This is a genomic window from Peptostreptococcus sp. MV1, from assembly GCF_000758885.1.
In the GTDB taxonomy this organism is placed as follows: domain Bacteria; phylum Bacillota; class Clostridia; order Peptostreptococcales; family Peptostreptococcaceae; genus Peptostreptococcus.
This window is the reverse complement of record NZ_JRNB01000069.1, coordinates 1-1,975: the sequence shown is the minus strand read 5'-3', so window position 1 is coordinate 1,975 and position 1,975 is coordinate 1. Positions and strand designations below refer to the sequence as shown.

General features: G+C 29.7%; 1 protein-coding gene. It reads left to right on the top strand.

Annotated features, from left to right (window positions below):
- Positions 1-135 precede the first annotated feature (135 nt).
- Complete coding sequence (locus tag HMPREF1639_RS05595) at positions 136-1,893, top strand: IS1634 family transposase (protein WP_036764278.1); 1,758 nt, start codon at positions 136-138, stop codon at positions 1,891-1,893.
- Positions 1,894-1,975: the final 82 nt, after the last annotated feature.

The following is a 1,975-nucleotide window of genomic DNA, read 5'->3' as shown; positions in this document are numbered from 1 at the left end:
CGGAAGTTTGACACTTTTTAACTCTTAAAATCGCTAAAAGCATTGATAATGCTTTATTTTTTTGTCAAATTCTGAAATTTAGTATTGCGTAATATCTCGTAATATGTTATAATATAAGTATTTGGAGGTGTCAGCATGAGATTAAAAGTATCAAAATCAAAAAATTCAGCTTCTTTCTATGTAATAAAATCAGTTTATAACCCTAAGACGAAGTCTAACACTTCAGTTGTTGTCGAAAGACTTGGTACTGAGAAAAAATTAAGAGAAGAACTTGGTGAAAATATAGATCCATATGAATGGGCAAAAGAGTACGTTGAAAAACTAAATCAAGAAGAGAAAAGACAAAATAGAACTGTTTTAATACCATATAAGCAATCTAAAACTATTACTAAAAATCAAAAAAGGCTCTTCAATGGTGGTTATCTATTCTTGCAATCACTATATAATTCATTGGGTTTGAAAAAGATTTGTGATGATATATCTAATGAGTTCAGTTTTAAATACGATTTAAACTCTATATTATCTAGATTAATATATGGAAGGATCATTTACCCTTCTTCAAAGTTAAATACATTCGAAGAATCAAAAAAGTTTTTAGAACAACCTAATTTTGATCTTCATCAAATATATAGAGCACTTGATAAAATTGCTAAAAAGAATGATTTTATACAATCAGAAGTATATAAAAACAGTAAAAAAATATCTACTAGAAATGATAGTATACTTTTTTATGATTGTACTAATTTCTTTTTCGAGTGCGAAGAAGAATCTGGAATAAAAAAATACGGACCTTCTAAGGAACATAGACCCAACCCTATAGTACAGATGGGACTTTTTATGGATGGTAGTGGAATACCTTTAGCATTCTCTTTACAATCGGGTAATACCAATGAACAAAAGACTATGATACCACTTGAAAAAAATATTATAAAAGACTTTGAACATTCAAGTTTTATAGTGTGTACTGATGCAGGCTTATCCTCTAAGGAAAATAAAATGTTCAATAGCCTTGCAAATAGGTCCTATATAACAACACTTTCAACTAAAAAAATTAAAAAACATCTACTTGACTGGTGTTTAGATCCAAATGGTTGGCATTTGAGTGGTTCTAAAAAGATCTATAACTTAGATGATATACAATCTAGTGATGAAAATATAGATAAGTATAAGGGATGCACTTTTTATAAAGAAAGATGGGTCAATGAAAATGGTTTTGAAGAAAAATATGTCATAACATTTTCTTTGAAATACAAGTTATACCAAAGAAAAATAAGAAATAGACAGATTGAAAGGGCTCATAAACTTGTGAATACAAGCCCTTCAGCGATCAAAAAATCCAGAGCTAACGATTATAAACGGTTCATTAAAAAAAGCAGCTATACACCTGACGGTGAGTTGGCTGAGTTTGAAAACTATTTTATAGATGAAAAAGTTATCTTTGACGAGTCTATACACGACGGTTTTTACTTATCTTCTACAAACTTAGACGAAGATGGAGAAAAAATTGCTGCTATAAACCATTCGAGATGGGAAATAGAAGAATGTTTTAGAATAATGAAATCTGATTTTGAATCAAGACCTGTTTTTCTACAAAGAGATGACAGAATACAGGCTCATTTTATAACTTGCTTCTTGTCATTAATTATAATGAGGCTATTGGAGCAAAAACTAGATTATAAGTATACTATTTGTGACATATTGGATACTCTAAGAAACATGAATTTCTTACATGCCTCTTCTGAGGGATACATACCAGTGTACGAAAGAACAGATATTACAGATGATCTGCATGAAGCATTTGGTTTTAGGACAGACTATGAGATTGTAAGTGACAAAAATATGAAAAAAATTTTCAAAGAAACAACTAAAAAGAAAAAAGTACGCGAAATTTAAACACTTAAAAAAAGCCGGAGGCATTGTAATTACTAGCCTAACCGGCTTTTACATTGTAAAAAGTGTCAAAGATGGGATTATA